This is a genomic window from Nonomuraea sp. NEAU-A123 (assembly GCF_018603905.1).
In the GTDB taxonomy this organism is placed as follows: Bacteria; Actinomycetota; Actinomycetes; order Streptosporangiales; family Streptosporangiaceae; genus Nonomuraea.
Genome location: NZ_JAHFZZ010000004.1, coordinates 275,502 through 295,149, shown reverse-complemented (window position 1 = coordinate 295,149; position 19,648 = coordinate 275,502). Strand labels below are relative to the sequence as shown.

General features: G+C 70.9%; 18 protein-coding genes. 3 read left to right on the top strand and 15 right to left on the bottom strand.

Annotated features, from left to right (window positions below):
- Window positions 1-233 precede the first annotated feature (233 nt).
- Window positions 234-893: a FadR/GntR family transcriptional regulator gene (locus KLK06_RS13630; protein ID WP_214635792.1), complete on the top strand. Its 660-nt coding sequence runs from the start codon at window positions 234-236 to the stop codon at window positions 891-893.
- Window positions 894-913: 20 nt separating this feature from the next.
- Here the strand turns inward: KLK06_RS13630 and KLK06_RS13625 are convergent, their stop codons facing one another.
- The 10 genes from KLK06_RS13625 to KLK06_RS13580 form a co-directional block, all read right to left on the bottom strand.
- On the bottom strand, window positions 914-2,245 hold the full coding sequence (locus KLK06_RS13625; RefSeq protein ID WP_214635791.1) for an NADH-quinone oxidoreductase subunit N: 1,332 nt from the start codon (window positions 2,243-2,245) through the stop codon (window positions 914-916).
- Entirely contained in the window at window positions 2,242-3,690 is a 1,449-nt protein-coding gene (locus KLK06_RS13620; RefSeq protein ID WP_308168225.1) for an NADH-quinone oxidoreductase subunit M, read from the bottom strand. Before KLK06_RS13620 ends, KLK06_RS13625 begins: the two co-directional genes overlap by 4 nt.
- Window positions 3,687-5,534 (bottom strand): NADH-quinone oxidoreductase subunit L, encoded by a 1,848-nt coding sequence (locus tag KLK06_RS13615; protein ID WP_214635790.1) that lies wholly within the window; start codon window positions 5,532-5,534, stop codon window positions 3,687-3,689. Before KLK06_RS13615 ends, KLK06_RS13620 begins: the two co-directional genes overlap by 4 nt.
- Window positions 5,531-5,836, bottom strand: coding sequence for an NADH-quinone oxidoreductase subunit NuoK (gene nuoK / locus KLK06_RS13610; RefSeq protein ID WP_214635789.1), 306 nt, complete (start codon window positions 5,834-5,836; stop codon window positions 5,531-5,533). The genes KLK06_RS13615 and nuoK overlap by 4 nt, the downstream gene beginning before the upstream one ends.
- On the bottom strand, window positions 5,833-6,330 hold the full coding sequence (locus tag KLK06_RS13605) for an NADH-quinone oxidoreductase subunit J (RefSeq protein WP_214635788.1): 498 nt from the start codon (window positions 6,328-6,330) through the stop codon (window positions 5,833-5,835). The genes nuoK and KLK06_RS13605 overlap by 4 nt, the downstream gene beginning before the upstream one ends.
- Complete coding sequence (locus KLK06_RS13600; protein ID WP_214635787.1) at window positions 6,327-7,235, bottom strand: complex I subunit 1 family protein; 909 nt, start codon at window positions 7,233-7,235, stop codon at window positions 6,327-6,329. The genes KLK06_RS13605 and KLK06_RS13600 overlap by 4 nt, the downstream gene beginning before the upstream one ends.
- Window positions 7,225-8,364 (bottom strand): hypothetical protein, encoded by a 1,140-nt coding sequence (locus KLK06_RS13595; protein WP_214635786.1) that lies wholly within the window; start codon window positions 8,362-8,364, stop codon window positions 7,225-7,227. Before KLK06_RS13595 ends, KLK06_RS13600 begins: the two co-directional genes overlap by 11 nt.
- An 11-nt stretch (window positions 8,365-8,375) precedes the next feature.
- The gene (locus KLK06_RS13590) at window positions 8,376-8,723 is read right to left on the bottom strand and encodes an NADH-quinone oxidoreductase subunit A (RefSeq protein WP_214635785.1); all 348 of its coding nucleotides are present in this window, start codon (window positions 8,721-8,723) and stop codon (window positions 8,376-8,378) included.
- Between the two features lie 229 nt (window positions 8,724-8,952).
- Window positions 8,953-9,591 (bottom strand): class I SAM-dependent methyltransferase, encoded by a 639-nt coding sequence (locus KLK06_RS13585; protein WP_214635784.1) that lies wholly within the window; start codon window positions 9,589-9,591, stop codon window positions 8,953-8,955.
- 180 nt (window positions 9,592-9,771) lie between these two features.
- On the bottom strand, window positions 9,772-10,482 hold the full coding sequence (locus KLK06_RS13580; RefSeq protein WP_214635783.1) for a TetR/AcrR family transcriptional regulator: 711 nt from the start codon (window positions 10,480-10,482) through the stop codon (window positions 9,772-9,774).
- A 95-nt stretch (window positions 10,483-10,577) separates the two neighbouring features.
- Between KLK06_RS13580 and KLK06_RS13575 the strand changes: the two genes are divergently transcribed.
- The gene (locus KLK06_RS13575) at window positions 10,578-11,279 is read left to right on the top strand and encodes an NAD(P)-dependent oxidoreductase (protein ID WP_214635782.1); all 702 of its coding nucleotides are present in this window, start codon (window positions 10,578-10,580) and stop codon (window positions 11,277-11,279) included.
- 49 nt (window positions 11,280-11,328) lie between these two features.
- Entirely contained in the window at window positions 11,329-11,688 is a 360-nt protein-coding gene (locus KLK06_RS13570; protein ID WP_214635781.1) for a nuclear transport factor 2 family protein, read from the top strand.
- Between the two features lie 778 nt (window positions 11,689-12,466).
- Here the strand turns inward: KLK06_RS13570 and KLK06_RS13565 are convergent.
- From KLK06_RS13565 to KLK06_RS13545, 5 genes are all read right to left on the bottom strand, one after another.
- Window positions 12,467-13,042: a nuclear transport factor 2 family protein gene (locus KLK06_RS13565; RefSeq protein ID WP_214635780.1), complete on the bottom strand. Its 576-nt coding sequence runs from the start codon at window positions 13,040-13,042 to the stop codon at window positions 12,467-12,469.
- Between the two features lie 434 nt (window positions 13,043-13,476).
- Entirely contained in the window at window positions 13,477-13,806 is a 330-nt protein-coding gene (gene nirD / locus KLK06_RS13560; protein ID WP_214635779.1) for a nitrite reductase small subunit NirD, read from the bottom strand.
- Window positions 13,803-16,235, bottom strand: coding sequence for a nitrite reductase large subunit NirB (gene nirB, locus KLK06_RS13555; protein ID WP_214635778.1), 2,433 nt, complete (start codon window positions 16,233-16,235; stop codon window positions 13,803-13,805). The genes nirD and nirB overlap by 4 nt, the downstream gene beginning before the upstream one ends.
- Window positions 16,232-17,626, bottom strand: coding sequence for an FAD-dependent oxidoreductase (locus KLK06_RS13550; RefSeq protein ID WP_214635777.1), 1,395 nt, complete (start codon window positions 17,624-17,626; stop codon window positions 16,232-16,234). Before KLK06_RS13550 ends, nirB begins: the two co-directional genes overlap by 4 nt.
- Window positions 17,623-19,644, bottom strand: a complete 2,022-nt coding sequence (locus KLK06_RS13545) for a molybdopterin oxidoreductase family protein (protein WP_214635776.1) — start codon at window positions 19,642-19,644, stop codon at window positions 17,623-17,625. The genes KLK06_RS13550 and KLK06_RS13545 overlap by 4 nt, the downstream gene beginning before the upstream one ends.
- Between the last annotated feature and the right edge of the window lie 4 nt (window positions 19,645-19,648).

Genomic DNA, 19,648 nt, shown 5'->3' with positions numbered 1-19,648 from the left:
GGACACTCGCCGCCCCCGTGGGACCCGGCCCGCCGCACCCGGGTCGCTCTTACGGGCGGCGATGCCGTGACGCCACGCGTGCGAAGAGCGAGCGCGACGTGAGCGAGAGAAGCCTCGAGTCGGTTGCGGCGTCAGCGGAGGCCGGGCTCTGGATGCCGAGCATGGCGGTGAGCGAGCCGCCGCTTGCGATACGGTGCCCTACTAAGCAACCACTGAGAATCGGCGAACGGCTCATGCGAAACGTGGCGCGGACCTCCCTTGTGGATGCCGCGATCGAGGAGCTCCGCAGGGAGATCACCAGCGGCGCCTGGCCGGTGGGGACGAAGATCCCGTCTGAGCTGCGGCTCGCGGAGAGCCTTGGCATGAGCCGGCTCTCGGTCCGTGAGGCCGTACGCGTGCTCGCCCACTCCGGGCTCCTGACCACCCGCCAGGGGGACGGCACCTACGTCACCGCGATCGACGAGTCGCAGGTCGCGCTGGGCAGGCGGATCGCCAAGGCGGCCGCGATGGACATCATCGACGTGCGGCGCGGCCTCGATCTGGTGGCCGCCCGGCTGGCCGCCGGGAAGCGGACCGAAGAGGACCTCACCGGCATGCGCGAGGCGCTGGTACGGCGGGACGCGGCCGGGCGGGCGGGGGACGTGGACGCGTTCGCCGACGCGGATGTCGATTTCCACCTCCGGGTGGCCGACGCGGCGCACAACCCGCTGCTCAGCGACCTCTACCGGAGCATGAGCGACGCGCTGCGCGACAGCGTCCGCCACATGGAGCAGGCGGCGCTGGTGCTCGACGGCTCGCACGAGGAGTTGCTGCGGGCGATCGAGGACCGCGCTCCCGGCGCCGCCGTGGCGATCTCGGTCGCTATCCTCGACCAGCAGGAACGCGAGCTCTGACGGCTGGATCACGCGCCCCGCTACCGCAACACCAGCAGGACGATCCCGCCCGCCAGCCCGAACACCACCGACGCCACGGCGATGACCGGCGCGAGCCACCCCCGAGCCGACCCCCCGTCGCCCTCCCCGGCGAAGACCGGCCGGATCCAGCGCAGGTAGTAGAAGACGCTGGCCACCGTGTTCACCGCCACCACCACGGCCAGCCAGGCATAACCGCCGTCCCAAGCCGCCGCGAAGACGAGCAGCTTCCCCACGAACACCCCGGTCGGCGGCGTGCCGATCAGCCCCAGCAGGCACACCACCAGCGCGAACGCCGCCCACGGCGACCGCCTGGCCAGCCCCGCGTAGTCCCCGAGCCGGTCGGAGCCCAAGGACACGACCACGGCGAACGCGCCCAGGTTGGTGATCGCGTACGCGGCCACGTAGTACAGCAGCGCCGTCGAGGCGAGGCCGGTACGGCCCGCCATGGCGACCGGCACCAGCAGGTACCCGGCCTGGCTGATCGTGGAGTAGGCGAGCAGGCGGCGCACGTTGTCCTGGTGGAAGGCGGCCAGGTTGCCCAGCGTCATCGTGGCCACGGCGAGTACCGCGATCAGCGCGGGCTCGTCGAACACCGCGCCGGACAGCCGGAACAGCGCCACGAGCGCGCCGATCTTCGGCACCGTGGTGACGAACGCGGCCACCGGCCGGGAGGCGCCCTCGGTGACGTCGGGCACCCAGAAGTGCGCGGGCACGCCCCCGGCCTTGAACAGCAGCCCGGCCAGCAGCAGGATCACCCCCACGACCGGCGCGTGGAGGCCGGGGTAGGCCGTGGCGCCCGCCGTGCCGTACACGAGCGTGACGCCCGCCAGCATGAGCACGCCGAGGAACGCGCCCATCAGGTAGTACTTCAGCGCCGCCTCGGTGCCGGGCGCGTCCTTGCCGAAGCCCGCCAGGGCGTACGCGGGAATGCTGGCGAGCAGGTACGCGGCGACGAGCACGAGCAGGTCGTCGGCGCCCGCCATCAGGACGGTGCCGAGCGCGGCCAGCAGGAGCAGCGTGTAGACCTCGGTCTCGCGGCGGTGCCCACGGGCCCAGCCGGTGGTCAGGATGATCACGAGCAGGGTGGCGACCGCGACCGTGGCCCTGGTGACGTTCGTGAGGGAGTCCACGGCGTAGGCAGCGAACGCCATCATGTCCGGATTTTTCATGACAAGGGCGGTGGTCACCGTGGCGCCGGTCAGGGCCAGGCCGCAGATCCAGGCGGCGATCCACTGCCGGTGCCTCGGCAGGAACAGGCCGGTGAGCAGGCCCGCCACCGCGCCCAGCAGGATCAGCAGCTCGGGGAGCAGGTCGAGCGGGTTCTCGGTCACCGGCTGACCAGGTTCACGATGGCGGCGGAGGCGGGTTCGATCAGGTCGAGGAGCCAGCGGGGGGCGATGCCGATGATCAGCGACAGGATCAGCAGCGGGGCGATGGCGGCCAGTTCGCGCGGGCGTACGTCGGTGACCAGGACGGTGAGCTCACCGGGACGGCCCAGGAAGGCGCGGTGCAGGACGCGCAGGAACAGCGCGGCCGTGATCAGGATGCCCACGATGCCCAGCGCACCGGAGATCACGGCACCCGAACCGATAACGCCAGTGAAGATCTGAAATTCCGCGACAAATCCGGAAAGGCCGGGAATGCCGAGCGAGCCGAACGCGGCCACCGCCATCAGCCCGGTCAGCACCGGCGGCATACCGCCAAATTTGCTGATCTCGTAGCTCTGGGCCCGGTCCCACAGGATGCCGATGATCAGGAACAGCGCCCCGGTGAGCAGGCCATGGCTGACCATCTGGGTGACCGCGCCGCTGACCGCCAGCTCCCTGGCCTGCGTCGGAGCGCTCAGCCCGGCCGCGCCCAGCGCCAGGACGATGTAACCCATGTGGTTGACGGAGGTGTAGGCGATCAGCCGCTTCAGGTTCTCCTGGGCCAGGGCGACCAGCGCGCCATACAGGACTCCGGTGACGCCGATCACGATGATCACCCAGGCGTACTCGCGCCACACCTGCGGCAGCATCGGCATCGCGATGCGGGCGAAGCCGTACGTGCCCATCTTGAGCAGCACCCCGGCGAGGATGGCCGAGCCGGTGGCGGGCGCGTCGGTGTGGGCGGGCGGCAGCCAGGTGTGCACGGGGACGGTCGGCGTCTTGATCGCCAGGCCCACACCGATCGCGAGCAGGACCAGGGCTCCGGCCTTGGGAGGGTTCGTGGTGAGGTCGACCATGTCGAACGTGTGCGGCTCGGCGCCGAGGTACAGGCCGATGAAGCCGAGCAGCAGGGCCAGGGAGTCGAGGAAGGTGTACAGGAAGAACTTGAGCGCCGATCGGGTCCTGTCGCCGTGCCCCCAACCGACGATCACGAAGTACATGCCGACGATCGACAGGTCGAAGAAGACGAAGAACAGCAGCAGGTCGAGCGCCGCGAACAGGCCGATGGAGACCGTCTGCAGGAACAGGAACAACGCCGCGTACGCCCTCGTGGTCTCCCCGAGCGAGTAGACCGCGCAGACCAGGAACAGCAGCGCGGTCATCGCGATCAACGGCAGCGACAGCCCATCGACGCCGACGTGATAGCCCGCGCCCACGGACGGCATCCAGCGCAGCCTGGTCTCGTAGCCGATGCCGCCCTCGTAGCCCGCCCACATGGCGACGACCAGGGCCAGGTCCAGCGCGGCGACGCCGACCCACACCCATCCGGCGGCCTTCCCTCGCGGGATCACCGGCAGCAGCGCCGCCGCCACCAGGGGAAGGAAGATCACGATATCGAGCACGCTCACCTCGCCAGCACGAACACGACGGCCAGCACGATCAGCGCGACGGCGGCCTGGGCGAAATACAGGTGTACCTGGCCGGTCTGCGGACGCCGGGCCAGCGTGCCGAGCCGTCCGGCCGCGCCCGCCACCGCCCGTACGGCACCGTCGATTCCCGACTCGAACGGCCTGCGCGCCAGGCGCGCGGCGGCCATCCCCAGCCGGGGTACGGCGTTGACGGCGCCGTCGACGACCCGATCGTCGAACCACGCGGCCCCGCCGGCCACGGCCGTCAACGGCCGCCACACCAGAGCGACGGCGGCCTTCTCCAACCACAACCAACCGGCCAGCAACCCTCGCGGGCCCGGCATCGCGACCGCCCGACGTACAGCCTCGCCCGGCACAGCGTCCCACCGATTCCGTGTCGCGAAGGCGACGGCGAGCACCACGGCCGCCGCCAGCGTCCCCGAGAGGGCCAGCTCACCGGCGGTCAGGTGCCATCCATCGCCCGCCAGGACGGGCAGCCCCAGCACGACCGCACCCAGCGCGAGCACCGGCAGCGGCAGCCGTTCCAGCACCCCCACCCGCCGGGTGCCCGGCTGCTCGGTGTCGTCACGGGTGCCCGCGTCGACGGGCCGCCAGACGGCCACCAGCGCCTTGGCGGCGTAGGCGGCACCCAGGAGCGCACCCGCGAACGCCACCCCGTACAGCACCGGCTCACGCACCGCCCCGAGCACCGCGTCCTTCGTCAGCCACAACGACAGCGGCGGCACCCCGGCCAGAGCCAGCGCCCCGATCCCGAACGTGACGCCGACCAGCGGATATCGCCGCGCGGCCCCGTGCAGCCCGGTCAGGTCCTTGGTACCGAGCGCCGCCAGCCACGCCCCGGCCCCGAGGAACAGCAGGCTCTTGACCGCCGCGTGCGCCACCAGCTGCGCCGCACCACCCGGCACCGCCCCCACACCCGCGCCCAGCACCATGAACCCGATCTGGGTACAGGTGGAGGCGGCGAGCAACTGCTTGAGGTCCCGCTGCGCGACGGCGACGGCCCCGAGCAGCAGCGCGGTCACCGCCCCGGCCCACGCCACCACCGCCGCCGCCCACCCGGTCGCGGCCAGCAGCGGCTGGACACGCAGCAGCAGGTACGCCCCGGCGGCCACCATCGTCGCCGAGTGCAGCAGCGCGGACACCGGACTGGGCCCGGCCATCGCCCGCGACAGCCAGAACGAGAACGGCACCTGCGCCGACTTGCCCAGCGCCGCCACCACGATCCCGGCCGCGATCAGATCCCGCCACGGGGCCGGATCACCGGACAGTACGGCCAGCGCGAACGCCCCGTTCCCGTTGCCGGTGGCGGCCAGCGCGCCCGCGAAGGCGGCACCGGCGGCGAAGTACAGGCCGAGGTCGCCCGCCCGGGTGGTGACGAACGCGATCGTCGCCGAGCGCACCCGCTCACCGTCGTGCCACCAGTAGCCGATGAGCGCGTACGACATCGCGCCCATGACCTCCCACCCCATGAGCAGCAGCACCAGGTCGGTGGCGGTCACGGTCAGCAGCATGGCGCCGACGAAGATCAGCATGAGCCCGAAGAACCGCGCCTCGCGCAGCTCCCCGGCGGCGAAGACCAGCACGGCCAGCGCCACCCCGGCCACGGTCACCACCATCGCCGCCGACAGCCCGTCCACGGCCAGCCCGGAGTCGAACAGCAGCCGCGCGCCGGCCCGGGGCCGCGCCACCGCCGCGTAGACGGCCAGCCCCAGCGTCGCGACGGCCGTGGTGACGGCCGCCGACCTGGCGGCCCGCCGTACCAGAAGGAGGACGGCACCCATCGTGATGGGGAGGGCGGGCAGCAGCCAGAGGAGGGCGTTCATTCCTTGAGATCTCCGGCGTCGTCCGTCGTGTCCACATCGCGCGCCCGGAATATCGCGGTCACCACGGCGAACCCCACCGCCATCTCCAGCGCCATCACGGTCACGGCGACGAGCACCAGCACCTGCCCGTCGGCGTTCTGGGGGGCGAGGTAGTACCAGAAGGCGCCGCCGGCCACGATCAGGCCGTTGATCATGAGTTCGAGGCCCATCATGAGCATGACGATCGACTGCTGGGACAGCGCGCCGTACAGGCCGACCGCGAAGAGCGCGGCGGCGAGCAGCAGGAAGCCCTGGAGAGTCATCGGTCGTAGCGCCCCTTGTGCGTGGCGAGCACCACAGTGGAGATCATCGTGGCCAGGATCGCGACGCCGATGACCATCATCACGAGCATCTTCGGCCCCATGATCGACAGGCCGAGCGCGTGGGTGGGGTCGCCGCCCGGACGTTCTTTCGCGGCCGGCCAGGGGGTGAACAGCGTCCCCGCCGCCAGCAGCACGAACACGGTCCCGGCGATGATCGCGGCGACCCGGTTGTTGTGCACCATCTTCATCGGCATCAGCCCCGCCGGGTTCATCATGTACATGATCATGAAGACAGCCATGATCATCATCTCCATGACCATCATCAGCACGATCAGCACGCCGAGGTAGCGCAGGTCGATCAGCAGGAACGTACCGCCGACGGCCAGCAGCGAGGCCAGCAGCGCGAAGGTCGCCCGCGCCATCGAGTCCACCACGAACACCGTGACCCCGGCCGCCACCGCCAGCACGGCGAGAGCCCAGAAGGCGACGCTCATGGCAGCACCACGATCCCGACCACGAGCAACTGCGCCAGCGTGAGCGGGATCAGCACCAGCCAGGAGAAGCCCATGAACCGATCCATCCGTACGGCCGGCAGCCGGTGCCTGGCCACGACCAGCAGGACCAGCACGGCGACGGTCTTGACCAGCGTCCACGCCCAGGCGGGCAGCAACGGCCCCGCGCCGCCCCCGAGGAACAGGGGCACGGCCGCGGCGGCGACCACCACGAGCACCGCGTACCGTCCGGCCAGGAACAGCAGCCGATCGGCACCGGACAGCTCCGCGGGCACTCCCCCGGCGAGGTCACGGCCGAGCGGCTGCCCCATCGGCCCCCAGAACGCCATGGCCAGCGCCGAGACCAGGTAGACGAGGAAGGCGACGGGCATCCGGACGGCGTACCAGAGGCCGTGCTGCGCCTGGACGATGTCGGTCATCCGCAGCGACCCCGCGCCCACGGCGACGGTGATCAGAGCGAACATGTGCGGCAGCTCGTAGGCCAGCCCCTGCGCGACGTACCGGTAGGCGCCGATCAGCGGGTACACGGAGTTGGCGCCCCAGCCGATCAGCCAGAGGGCCGCCCAGACGCACACCTCCATGGCGTTGAACCACACGACCCCAACGTCCAGGTCCGCCACCGGCGCCCCGCCGAGGGGCAGCACGGTGGCAGCCAGAACGGGGGCCAGGAGCAGCGTCAGGACGCCGATGCGGGTGAGCAGGACGTCGGGCAGCAGCGTGCGGCGCCGCTGCTGCACCAGCAGCCGAGCCGCCTCCCGCCACGGCCGAGCCACACCCCCGCCCACCAGCCGCGACTGCGGGGATGCGCCCAGGCGGGCGTCGAGTGCCGCCGCGCCCCATACGAGCGCCGCCAGCGCGGCGGCCAGCCCGAGGACCTCAGACGGCATGGAGCGGCTCCTGGGCGAGCTGGTCGAGGTCGGGGTCGAGCCCGGCCACGATCAGGCGGGCGGCGGCCAGCTCGGCTCCGTCCAGCAACCGGGGAAGCACGGCCAGCGCCGCCGCCGACGGCCGCTCCCCCACGGGGCCTCTCGGCCCGTCGTCCCCTACGAGCGGCGTCGTGTCGTCCAGCGCGCTCATGGCGTCTCCGGTACGGTCCAGCCACCGACGCAGCCGACTCAGCACGTCTTCCTCCGGCGAGGCGCCGGGTCCCGCGCTGGTTCCCACGCCACGCAGCATCCAGGCGAGGATCTTCGACCGCCGCACCCGCCGCGCGAACCGGGCGTGGTCACGGCTCAGGTCGGCTCGGGACTCCCCCGCCAACGTGCGGTCCCGCAGCCATCTGGCCTCCATGGCCGCCGAGGGCCACCCGGCCACCGCCAGCAGCCGCCCAATGCTGTCGAGGTGTGACGCGGCCCTGCGCCGCTCCGCCTCCCCACGCGTCACCGGCCGCCCCTCCAACGCGGCCACCCAGGGCTCATCCCAGAAACTCACCCCACCCGCGACACCACCCACGACATGGACGGTCGCCTGCTGGATCACGTCACCCTGAAGCACCGTCTCCACGACCAGCCCGCTGGGCCAGTCCGCGAGCACCGGCCCCAGCGGAACGTGGAGCCGATCGAGCTTGAGCCCGTCCCGATCCGGCCCCCGATCGGCCATCGCCACCCCACCGGGACTCCCCATGTGATGCTCATGCCCACCGTGACCCATCCCACCGTGGTCCATGCCGTGGTCCATCGGCCAGGAAGGCGGCTCTCGTTCCGCCGCCGCACGACGTTGTCCGGGCTCATCGGCCAGCGCCACCACAGCCCCGTCCAGCGCCGCCACGACCACGTCGGGCGTGGCATCGGACAGCAGCTCCACGAGCGCCCGGGGACCCGCGACCTCCTCCCAGACGACCCGTATCGCCTGCGCCAGCCCTTCCCCCGGCACACCGCACACCACGACCAGGTTCGCCTCCCCCGGCGACAGGGCGACGGCCCACCCCCGGCGCGCCATCTCGGCCTCGACCAACAGCCGCGTACGCGTCCCGTACACCCCGGTGACGACCAGCGGCCGCACGGACGCCCACCGCATCAGCCACCCGCTCAAACCCACCGGAACGCCCCCTCCCGCCACGCGTAGACGACCCCGACCATCAGCAACCCGAGGAACGCGAACATCTCCACCAGCGCCACGCCCCCCACCTCGGCCACCACCAGCGCCCACGGGTACATGAAGATCATTTCCATGTCGAAGGCGAGGAAGACGAGCGTCACCGCGTACCAGCGGACGTGGAACCGGGACAGCGCGTGCTCCCGAGGCCGCCCGCCCGACAGGTACGGCCCCACCCGCAACGTCCCCCGGGGCGCCACGACCAGCGAAACGGCGTACACCCCGGCCGCACCCACGACGACAAGGGCCACCAGACCGAGCACCGCCAAGAACGCCTGCATCGATCACACCCCAGCTGCCTACTAAGTGCGATAGTGAGCCAACCTCCACCGTATCAACCTTCACACGGCTCACTCCAGAGCAACACCCAGCCATCGAAAAACTACCGTAAATAGTAGTTAGCCCCACAGCGCACAGCAGCCAAGCCGACGGCACACAATGGGAGACAACGGCGAGGAGCGAGGAGGCTCTTCGCCGCATCACCCCGCGCCTGCCGGGCGGCGACCGCTCCTAGGGTCTGCGGGCGAGCCCCAGAATATGGGCCATGGCCGGCGACCCCGGGGTCGCTTTGTGGACGAACCGGTCGATGTCCTCGATCACGAACCCCGCGTCCCGGATGGCCGCCGCGGTGTCCCGGTTGGGGCGGCAGTCTCCGGCCATCAGCCGCCACAGCGGGGTGATGAGGTCCTGCAGCACGCCGCGGACCGGGTTCGCCGAACGTACGTGCTCGAAGAAGCGCAGCTCACCACCCGGCTTGAGCACCCTGCCTACCTCGGCCAGCACCACGGCCTGGTCGGGGACGGAGCACAGCACCAGCGACACCACGGCCGCGTCGAACGACCCGGCGTCGTACGGCAACGCGCCGGCATGCCCCCGGACCACCGTGATGGGCACCGGCGCCGGGGCCGCGGCCCGTTCGCCGAGCGCACGCAGGTGGTCCTCGGGCTCGACGGCGACGACCTCGCGCACCTGCGGAGGATAGTGCGGGAAGTTCATCCCGTTGCCGGCGCCCACCTCCACCACCCGGCCGGTCAACCCGGACAGCAGCCGGCGGCGCAGCCCGGCCATGCCGTTCCGCTCGGCCTCGGCGCTGAGCCGCTCGTACAAGCGGGCGAAGCGCGGATGCTGGAACCCCGAAAGATCCTGCATGCCCCCAGGCTAGGTCGCGCCGCGTCCCACCGCGCGTCCCAAAGCACCTCATTAGCCACAAGACGGGCGGTGCTCCTGACCCAGTTCACGCTCATCGCCGGCACCGATCCGGCTCTCGACCGCGAGGCCATGACCTGGGTGGTGGATCGCCGTCCGGCGGTTTCTCGGTGCCGAGGGCCGTCACCCCTCGGACGTGATGCCCAGCGACCGGACGAGCTGGGCCAGTTCTTCTTGGAAGAGCTTTTCGGGGCTGATCGTCTGGGTGCGCAGGTGCCCGTAGATCTCCAGTGACACCAGGCCGTGCAGGTGGCCCCAGATGCGCAGTGCGAGTGCCACGCCGGCCGGCGGCAGGTCGGGGAATGCCGGGCGGACCTTGCTGAGCAGCCCGCCGTCGAAGTCGGGCCACTGGAAGTCGCTGCCCGCGTAGAGGTGCTCGGCGTGCGGCCAGGCGGCGTCCGCGAGGGCGGCGATGCCTGTGCAGACCCGGTACGCGGCGTCCGGGGCGGCGCCCCCCTCGGGGGCTTGGTAGCCGGGCACGGGGTCGCCATAGATGAGGCGAAATCCCTGGGGGTTGGCCAGGGCCCAGCCCCGGAAGGCCCGCGCCCACGTCTGAATCCGATGGGCGGGATCCGCGGCAGGGGCACTGGCCCATGCGGTGTCCACCGCGTTGGCCAGCGCTGTGTACACCTCGTTGATCAGCGTGGTGACCAGGTCGTCGCGGGTGGCGAAGTAGCCGTAGATGGCATTGGCGGTCATGCCCATCTCGCGGGCGATGGCCCGCAGCGTTATCGCGTCGGGTCCGTCCGAGGCCATCAGCTTGAGCGCGACCTGCTTGATCTCCGCTGTCGTCTCGACCCGCAGCCGTTCGCGGCGTCCTCCCGTGCTTCCCACAGCCGACACTCTACAGCGTCACTGGACTGTGTCGCGTATTTAAACTTCACGGCGTATAGTTTCTGCGCGCCACACAAATTCGAACAAGGAGCCCCATGCACATCGGAATCATCGGTGCCACCGGCGGCATCGGCAGCCGAGTCGTCACCGAAGCCCTCCACCGGGGGCATCACGTCACAGCGCTCACCCGTGACGCCGGCCGGATCAGCGAAGAGCGAGAGAACGTGGTCTGGAAGAGCGTCGACGTCCTCGACGCCGAAAGCATCGCCGCGATCTTGCCCGGACTGGACGTACTGATCAGCGGATACCAGCCCGGCAACGCCGCCGACGACTTCGCCGACACCGTGTCGCGTTCGATCGCTGATCCCACGGTCTACGCCGCCGCCGCCCGAGCGCTGGTCAAGGCGCTGGAGAGCCACCTCCGGACGCGGCTGATCGTGATCGGTGGCGCCGGCAGCCTGGAGATCGAGCCTGGCCTCGTACGAGCCGACTCCGACGAACTCCTGCACAAGAGCCTCGACCAGCTGGGGCTGCCGAGGGAGTACGCCGCCGCCGTACGCGGGCATCGGGACGCCCTGAACGTCCTGCGCACGTCCAACCGACTCTGGACCTACTTCAGCCCGGCCGAGGACATCGCCCCCGGCCTGCGCACCGGCCGGTTCCGGCTGGGCGGCGACCAGGCGGTCCTCGACGCCGACGGACGCAGCCGCATCTCCTCGGAGGACGCCGCCGTCGCCCTCATCGACGAGGCCGAACTCCCTCGCTTCGTCCAGCGACGCTTCACCATCGGCTACTGAGCCGCCGCCCCACCTCTCAAACAGCAGCGGACACAGAGAAGATCACATAATGAGCGAGCCCGTCGACGGCATCGTCCACACCTATTTCGCCGCCTGGAACGACCTGGATCGTGCCCATCGCAACGCCACTATCGAGGCGATCTTCACGGAGAACGCCACCGTCATCGACCCCGACTGGACGGCCGAAGGCCGCGACAACATCGCAGCGGCCATCGGCCACGCGCGTGAGGAGAAACTCGGCAACCTTGTGCTCGCGGTGACCAAGGTGATCAGCACGCACCATGATCTGGCCCTGTTCTCCTGGCACCTCGTCCAGCCTGATGCCTCCGCCACTCCTCTGGCCACCGGTTACGGAGTCGTGAGCATGGAGGGAGGAAGGATAAACCGTGCCTACAACTTCTTCGGCTGAGCGCCGCCGGCGGTAGTTTGCCGGCCCACGACAGTTCGATCATGTCGTCGCCAAGCGGCGGACGCAGAGCCTGATACCTCCTCGGCCGGGGTGTCAGGCTCGGTGACCGTCGGGCTCAGAGCTTGCGGATCGATACGGCGTTGTCGCCGACCCCGCCGCCTCGGGCGTACACGCACAGGTAGGTCTGCACGACGGCGACGACGGTCCAGCCGGGTGGCGCCGACTGGACGAGGAGGGCAGACCGTTGATATTGGTGAGGGTCTGCTGGTTATTGAGGACGCCGTTAGGGGTCTTACTGATTTCACAGTCCAGGCCAGTGCCGTCATGCGGAAGAAGTCGCCGGACGCCGGACGTCCGATCAGGCGGCGGGTCCACGGGTCCGACAGCCGCACTATGCCCGGGCGCCACGCCGCGCATGATCCCGTGCCAACCGGGCCTCACCGCGGTCCATGCCCGGGCTGCCCGGCGCCTCACCCTGGTCGCTGGACACGCGGCTCCGCTTGGTCGAGGACTCCTTGGATAAGTCATATCGCGATGTGCCCGCCCTGTCACGCGAAAGTCACGCCTTGTCACGCCCAGGCGGTGGCGAATGACTTCGGCGTGGCGCACGGTCCGGTCTCCGGCGCGGCCATGGCCGCCGTCGTGGCGGCCATGGTCACGCTTGGGCTGGTTCCGGCAGGCAATCCATCAGGGGCCTTCGCAGGCCACAGACACGGCCACCGGACTGACACTGGGCTTGGGGATCGGCCGCTGACAGGCAGGCGCGTCACCGACCCGCTCAGGTCGGCTCGTTGTCCATGAAGCGGTCGATCTTCCACTCACCGTCGGCCTTCTTGAGGAGGAAGAACTCGCGGTACGTCTCGTCACCCTCCTTGCTGGTGGTGCGGACAAAGGCCGCCTCGCTCCCGAACGTCCGCGTCTCGTCGAAGTTGTGCGTACGATCGGCCTTCGCCTTGAACTCGTCCTCGAACAGTTTGCGCAGCGCCTCGGTGCCCTCCGCGGTCGGCTTGCCCGCTACGGCGGCCATGCCGTCGGAGGTGAACGCGTCGGCGGCCTGACCCGCGTCACCGGCCTTGGCCGCGTCGAAGTACGCCTGTACCGCCGCGCGCGGCGAGGTCATCTCGGAGCCCGACGGTTCCGGGCTCATGGTGCCCGACTCGGACGGCATCGGGCTCATGGTGCCCGTCTCCGACTCGGCCGGCGTCGGGCCTGATTCCGAGGGCATGGGCGAGACCGGGCTCGCCACCGCGCCCATCAGATGCATATCGTTACCGCCCGCGGCACAGCCCGTGACGAGCATCGCCGGGACGACTGCCGCCAACAGGAGTGCTCTGGCCTGGGAATTTGTGCTCATAGCGGGGTGATTCCCCCCAACACTCGCCCCTAATGCACCATTTATCCACTTCGGACAACCCTTTTACCACCCCCCGCCCCAGCCACGGGGATTGCTCACAGTAACCTTCACAAGAGTTGATGAGATCGTTCAGAGGTTGGATCGTTGCCGGGCCGCGACCAAAGCGCCGCCGGGTCGCCGATAGCGTCCAACGAGTGCCGCACCTGGAGACGAGCCTGAGCACCGAACCCGAGCCTCTGCCGCAACGCGACGATGCGGAGCGCTGCGACAGCATCGACTCCGAACGGCGCTGTGTCCTGCCGGTGGGACATCAGACCGCGCACGTGTACCCACCGTCGGAGATGATGGCCGAGCCCTAAAGCCCAAAGAGGCGACCCGGTCGCGCTCGATGAGCGTGACCGGCCCGCCTCGCCGGGCCTTCCAAAGGATGGCCGTTAAACGCCCATCCCCACCTGCACCAGCCCACCGTCCACCCGGATCGGATAAACCGGCACAGCGAACCCAGGCTCGTCCAAGCACTCCCCGCTCACCAGCGAGAACACCTGCTTGTGCAGGGGCGACGCCACGGTGGGCTCCCCCCGCCGAGTGCCGACGATGCCCCGCGACAACACCTGCGCCCCGCTGAACGGGTCCAGATTGTCGATCGCGTGCACTGTTCCGTCGTAGGTACGGAAGACGGCCACCTGCCGTCCGTCCACCAGAGCGCACACCCCGCGCTCCGGCAGCAACGCCTGATACCCGCAGACGGGAATCCAGCTACTCATCGGGCCGCCACCTCCACCGGCTTGATCTGGTCGCGTTCGGTCTCGAAGACGATCGACGGGTCGGGAACCCCCGGCGCGTTCACGAAGCTGACGAACCGGCCGAGCTTCTCCGGATCGTCGATGGTCGTCTGCCATTCGTCCACGTACGTGGCGACGTGGTACTCCATCTGGGCATCCAGCTCGGCGCAGATCCCCAGCGAGTCGTCGATGATCACCTGCCGCAGGTAGTCGAGGCCGCCGTCGAGCGACTCCAGCCAGGCGGCGGTGCGTTGCAGCCGATCGGCGGTGCGGATGTAGAACATGACGAACCGGTCGATCGTCCTGATCAGTTCCTCGGTGCTCAGATCAGCCGCCAGCAGGTCGGCGTGGCGCGGCTTGAACCCGCCGTTGCCGCCGACGTACAGGTTCCAGCCCTGCTCGGTGGCGATGATCCCGAAGTCCTTCGACCTGGCCTCCGCGCACTCGCGGGCACAGCCGGACACGGCCGACTTGAGCTTGTGCGGCGCGCGCAGGCCGCGGTAGCGCAGCTCCAGGTCGATGGCCAGGCCGACGGAGTCCTGGACGCCGTAGCGGCACCAGGCGGATCCGACGCACGACTTCACCGTCCGCAGCGCCTTGCCGTAGGCGTGGCCGGACTCGAACCCGGCGTCGACGAGCCGCCGCCAGATCTGCGGCAGTTGCTCGACGCGGGCGCCGAACAGGTCGATCCGCTGCCCTCCGGTGATCTTGGTGTAGAGGCCGAAGTCGCGGGCCACCTCGCCGATCACGATGAGCTTGTCCGGTGTGATCTCGCCGCCGGGGATGCGCGGGACGACCGAGTACGTGCCGTTCTTCTGGATGTTGGCGAGGAAGGCGTCGTTGGTGTCCTGCAAGGCCGCCCGCTCGCCGTCGAGGACGTGCCCGTTGTGCAGCGAGGCGAGGATCGAGGCCACGGCCGGCTTGCAGATGTCGCAGCCCCGGCCTTCGCCGTGCGCGGAGATCAGCTCCGAGAACGTGGTGATGCCGCGCACCTTGACGATGTCGTACAGCTCGGCCCTGGAGTAGGTGAAGTGCTCGCACAGCGCCTTGCTCACCTCGACCCCGGACTTCTCCAGGAGCTGCTTGAGCATCGGCACGCAGCTCCCGCAGGTGGTGCCCGCCCGCGTGCACGCCTTGATCCCGGGAACGTCGGTGAGCGCCTTGTCGGCGATGGCGGTGCGGACCGTCCCCGCGCTGACGTTGTTGCACGAGCACACCTGCGCGTCGTCGGGCAGGTCCAGCTCGGCTCCCGACCCGCTGAACAGCAGGTCGGACGGCGCCGCGGGCAGCGGCTTGCCGACGAAGGGGCGCAGCGCCGAGTACGGCGAGGCGTCGCCGACGCAGATGCCGCCGAGCAGCGTCTTGGCGTCGTCGCTGATGAACAGCCTCTTGTAGACGCCGGCCACCGGGTCCATGTACGTGACGTCGAGCGCCCCGTCCATCGCGCCGAACTGCGCCACCTCGACGCCGAGCAGCTTCAGCTTGGTCGACAGGTCGGCCCCGTCGAAGGTGGCGGCCCCGCCCAGGATGCGGTCCGCGGCCACCTCCGCCATGGTGAAACATGGCCCGACCAGCCCGTACACCATGCCGCCCGCCAGCGCGCACTCGCCGATCGCGTAGATCGCCGGGTCCGACGTACGCATCCCGGCGTCCACCGTGATGCCGCCCCGCTCGCCCACGTCCAGCCCACTGGTCCGGGCGAGCTCGTCGCGCGGCCTGATCCCGGCGGAGAAGACGACGATCTGGGCGTCCAGCAGGGTGCCGTCGGGCTTGCGCAGCCCGGTGACGCCGCGCTCGCCGGCGACGATCTCCTGGACGCCCGCGCCCGCGTGCACGCTGAGCCCGAGCGCCTCGATGTGGCCCTTGAGCACCGAGCCGCCGCCCTCGTCGACCTGGCGGGGCATCAGCCAGGGGCTCATCTCCACGATGTGCGTCTTGAGCCCCAGCCCGCGCAGCGCGTCGGCGGCCTCCAGGCCGAGCAGCCCGCCGCCGACCACCACGCCCTCGGTCGCGTCCTTGGCGGCCATCCTGATCGCGTCAAGGTCGTCGATGGTCCGGTAGACGTAGGCGTGCTCAGCGCCCGGCACCGGCGGCACGAACGGCGCCGACCCGGTCGCCAGCACGAGCACGTCGTACGGCTCGGCCGACCCGTCGGCCAGCGTGACCGTGCGGGCCTCGCGGTCGATCCCGGTGACGCGCCCGCCGAGCCTGGTCACCGTGCCCGGCGGCACCGGATAGGTGAGGTCCTCGACGCTGATCCCCGACAGGTAGGAGGTCAGCGCGACCCGGTCGTAGGCGGGGCGGGGCTCCTCGCCTATCACCGTGACCCGGCCGTCGAAGCCCCGCTCGTACAGCGTTTCGACGAGCCGATGGGCGGTGGGTCCGTAACCGACGACGACGATCCTGTTCATGCCGAGATCCCTTCCTGCTCACACAGCCAGCCGACGATGCCTTCCACGGCATCCCGGCAGGTCCCGCATCCGGTCGTGGCCCTGGTCGCGGACGCCACCGCGGCCACGTCCCGCGCGCCGGCCTCCCAGCACGCCCTGATCTGGCCCTTGGTCACGTTGTTGCACTGGCAGACCTTCGCCGCGTCGGGCATGAGCACCGGGCTGTCGGCCACGGTGACCGTCGCCAGCCCGGGGAACAGCAGCCCGGCGCGGTCGCCCGGCAGCGGCCCACCTCGGTCGAAGAGCTGGGTGAGCGTGCCGACGGCGTCGGTGTCGCCCAGCAGGATCGCGCCGACCAGCCGGCCGTCGCGGATGACCAGCTTGCGGTAGGTGCCGCGGGCCCGATGGGTGAAGCGCACCACCTCGGCGTGTTCCTCGGTGAGCTGGGTCTCGCCCATCGCGGCCAGCTCGACGCTCCTGGCCTTGAGCCTGGTCACCAGCCGCGAGCCCCGATAGAGCGCCTTGCCGCCGGTGATGACCTCGGCGGCCACGGCCGCCTGCTCCCAGGCGGGGGCGACCAGGCCGTAGACGGTGCCGTCGTGCTCAGCGCACTCGCCGATGGCGAACACCGCCGGGTCCTCGGTACGCATCTCGTCGTCCACGAGGATGCCCCGCCGTACGGACAGGCCCGACTCCTTCGCCAGCCCCGTCACGGCCCGCACGCCGCAGGCCAGCACGACGAGGTCGGCCTCGACCAGCTCGCCGTCGGCCAGCCGGACGCCCTCTTCCAGGATCGCCTCGGCCGACACGCCGGTGCGGATGTCCACGCCCAGCCCGGTGAGCGTCTCGCCGAGCACCAGCCCGGCCTCGGCGTCGAGCTGCCGCTCCATCAGGTGGCCGGCCAGGTGCAGCAGCGTCACGGGCAGGCCGCGCCCGGCCAGCCCGCGCGCGGCCTCGATGCCGAGCAGGCCGCCGCCGACCACCACCGCCCGGCCCGCGCGCTCGGCCGCCTCCATGATGCGGTGGCAGTCGTCGAGCGTGCGGAACGGGATCGCCAGCTCGGCTCCGGGCACCGGCGGGACGACCGCCTGGCTGCCGGTGGCCAGGACCAGCATGTCGTACGGCGTGCTCCGGCCGTCGGCGGTGTGCACCGTCTGGGCGCTCCGGTCGATGCGCACCACTTCGCTGCCGAAGACGGCCTCGACGTCGTGGGTGGCGTACCAGCTCGGGTCGAGCAGCCGTACCTGGTCGGGACCCGAGCTCCCGGCCAGGACGTTCGACAGCAGCACCCGGTTGTAGGGCTGCCAGGTCTCGGCGCCGAACACGGTGATCGACAGGTGCGGATCACGCGCCCGCACCTCGCCGACCAGCCGCGACCCGGCCATCCCGTTGCCTACTACGACGAGCCTCATGCGATCTTCTCCACCCTGACGGCGCAGACCTTGAACTCCGGCATCCGCGATGTCGGATCGAGTGCGGGGTTGGTCAGGCGGTTGGCGCCCTCCCAGTGGAACGGCATGAAGACGGTGTCTCGCCTGATCGAGTCGCTGATCCGGGCGAGCGCCGTGCTCTCGCCGCGCCGGCTGAGCACGCGCACGACGTCTCCGGCGGTGATGGCCAGCTGCTCGGCGAGGTCGGGGTGGAGCTCGACGAACGGCTCCGGCGCGGCCTTGGACAGGGCGGCGATCCTGCGGGTCTGCGCGCCGCTCTGGTACTGGGCGAGCACGCGACCGGTGGTCAGGTAGACGGGGTAGTCGTCGTCGGGCTCCTCGGCCGCGGGCCGGTGCTCGACGGGCACGAACCTGGCGCGGCCGTCCGGGGTGGCGAAGGAGTCGAGGAACGGGCGCGGGCGGCCGGGGTCCTGCGGCGACGGGCAGGGCCAGAACACGCCGGTCTCCTCGGTGATCCGCTCGTAGGTGATGCCCGCGTAGTCGGCCGCGCCGCCCGCGCTGGCCCGGCCCAGCTCGTCGAACACCTCCCGCGGCTCGGCGGAGAAGCAGTGGCCGAGCCGTCCGGCCAGTTCCCGGATGACCTCCAGGTCGCTCCTGACCCCCTCGGGAGCGGGTACGGCCTGGCGGCGCAGGAGCACCCGGCCTTCGAGGTTCGTCATGGTGCCGGTCTCCTCGGCCCACTGCGTCACGGGGAACACCACGTCGGCCCGCGCGGCCGTCTCCGACAGCACGATGTCGGAGACCACCAGCAGGTCGAGCGCGTCGAGCCGCTCGGTCACATGCGCGGACCGCGGCGCGGACACCACGGGGTTGGAGCCGAAGACCAGCAGGGCGCGCGCCCCCTGGGGCGTCCCGAGCGCGTCGAGCAGCTCGTAGGCCGAGCGTCCCGGGCCGGGCAGCTCGTCGGGCCGTACGCCCCAGACCGCGGCGACGTGCTCGCGGGCGGCCGGGTCGTCGATCTTGCGGTAGCCGGGTAGCTGGTCGGCCTTCTGGCCGTGCTCCCTGCCGCCCTGGCCGTTGCCCTGGCCGGTCAGGCAGCCGTACCCGGAACCGGGCCGGCCGGGCAGCCCCAGCGCCAGGGCCAGGTTGATGAACGCGGTGACGGTGTCGGTGCCCTTGGCGTGCTGTTCGGCGCCCCGCCCGGTGAGCACGGCGGCCCGTCCGGCCGCGGCGAGCGCCCGTACGGCCTCGCGCATCCGGGCGACGGGCACGCCGGTGATGCGCTCGACCCGCTCGGGCCACCATGAGGCGAGCGAGGTGCGGACCTGCTCGAAGCCCGAGGTCCTGGCCGCGACGTAGTCCTCGTCGACGAGCCCTTCGGCGATGACCAGGTGCAGCATCCCCAGGGCGAGCGCCAGATCGGTGCCCGGCGTGGGCTGCAGGTGCAGCCAGGCCAGCTTGGCCGTCGCGGTGCGGCGGGGGTCGATGACGATGAGCCGCGGCCCGGTCAGGTGGCGGACGAAGGGCGGCATGGTCTCGGCGACGTTCCCGCCGGCCAGCAGGACGACGTCGGTCTCGGCCAGGTCGGTGATCGGGAACGGCAGACCGCGGTCCATCCCGAACGCCCTGAGCGAGGCGGCCGCGGCCGACGACATGCAGAAGCGGCCGTTGTAGTCGATCTGGCTGGTGCCGAGCGCGACCCTGGCGAACTTGCCGAGCTGGTAGGCCTTCTCGTTGGTCAGCCCGCCGCCGCCGAACACGGCCACGGCGTCGGGGCCGTGCACGGCGCGGATGGCGATCAGCCGGTCGGCCACGTAGTCGAGAGCGGTGTCCCAGGCCACGGGCCGGCCGTGGAGCAGCGGCGTGGTCAGGCGCTCGCCGTTGGTCAGCAGGTCGGCCGCCGTCCAGCCCTTCTGGCACAGGGCGCCGCCGGAGTTCGCCGGGACGTCGGTGCGCGGAGTGATCGTGATCTCGGATCCCCGGGCCGTGATCGTCATGCCGCACTGAAGAGCGCAGTACGGGCAGTGGGTCGCGGTCACCACG

Bases quoted from the DNA above. Each gene is read 5' to 3' on its own strand.
- KLK06_RS13630 (WP_214635792.1), top strand. From the start codon at position 234: ATGCGAAACGTGGCGCGGACCTCCCTTGTGGATGCCGCGATCGAGGAG.
- KLK06_RS13615 (WP_214635790.1), bottom strand. From the start codon at position 5,534: ATGAACGCCCTCCTCTGGCTGCTGCCCGCCCTCCCCATCACGATGGGT.
- nuoK (WP_214635789.1), bottom strand. From the start codon at position 5,836: ATGACTCTCCAGGGCTTCCTGCTGCTCGCCGCCGCGCTCTTCGCGGTC.
- KLK06_RS13605 (WP_214635788.1), bottom strand. From the start codon at position 6,330: ATGAGCGTCGCCTTCTGGGCTCTCGCCGTGCTGGCGGTGGCGGCCGGG.
- KLK06_RS13600 (WP_214635787.1), bottom strand. From the start codon at position 7,235: ATGCCGTCTGAGGTCCTCGGGCTGGCCGCCGCGCTGGCGGCGCTCGTA.
- KLK06_RS13595 (WP_214635786.1), bottom strand. From the start codon at position 8,364: ATGCGGTGGGCGTCCGTGCGGCCGCTGGTCGTCACCGGGGTGTACGGG.
- KLK06_RS13590 (WP_214635785.1), bottom strand. From the start codon at position 8,723: ATGCAGGCGTTCTTGGCGGTGCTCGGTCTGGTGGCCCTTGTCGTCGTG.
- KLK06_RS13585 (WP_214635784.1), bottom strand. From the start codon at position 9,591: ATGCAGGATCTTTCGGGGTTCCAGCATCCGCGCTTCGCCCGCTTGTAC.
- KLK06_RS13575 (WP_214635782.1), top strand. From the start codon at position 10,578: ATGCACATCGGAATCATCGGTGCCACCGGCGGCATCGGCAGCCGAGTC.
- KLK06_RS13570 (WP_214635781.1), top strand. From the start codon at position 11,329: ATGAGCGAGCCCGTCGACGGCATCGTCCACACCTATTTCGCCGCCTGG.
- KLK06_RS13565 (WP_214635780.1), bottom strand. From the start codon at position 13,042: ATGAGCACAAATTCCCAGGCCAGAGCACTCCTGTTGGCGGCAGTCGTC.
- nirD (WP_214635779.1), bottom strand. From the start codon at position 13,806: ATGAGTAGCTGGATTCCCGTCTGCGGGTATCAGGCGTTGCTGCCGGAG.
- nirB (WP_214635778.1), bottom strand. From the start codon at position 16,235: ATGAACAGGATCGTCGTCGTCGGTTACGGACCCACCGCCCATCGGCTC.
- KLK06_RS13550 (WP_214635777.1), bottom strand. From the start codon at position 17,626: ATGAGGCTCGTCGTAGTAGGCAACGGGATGGCCGGGTCGCGGCTGGTC.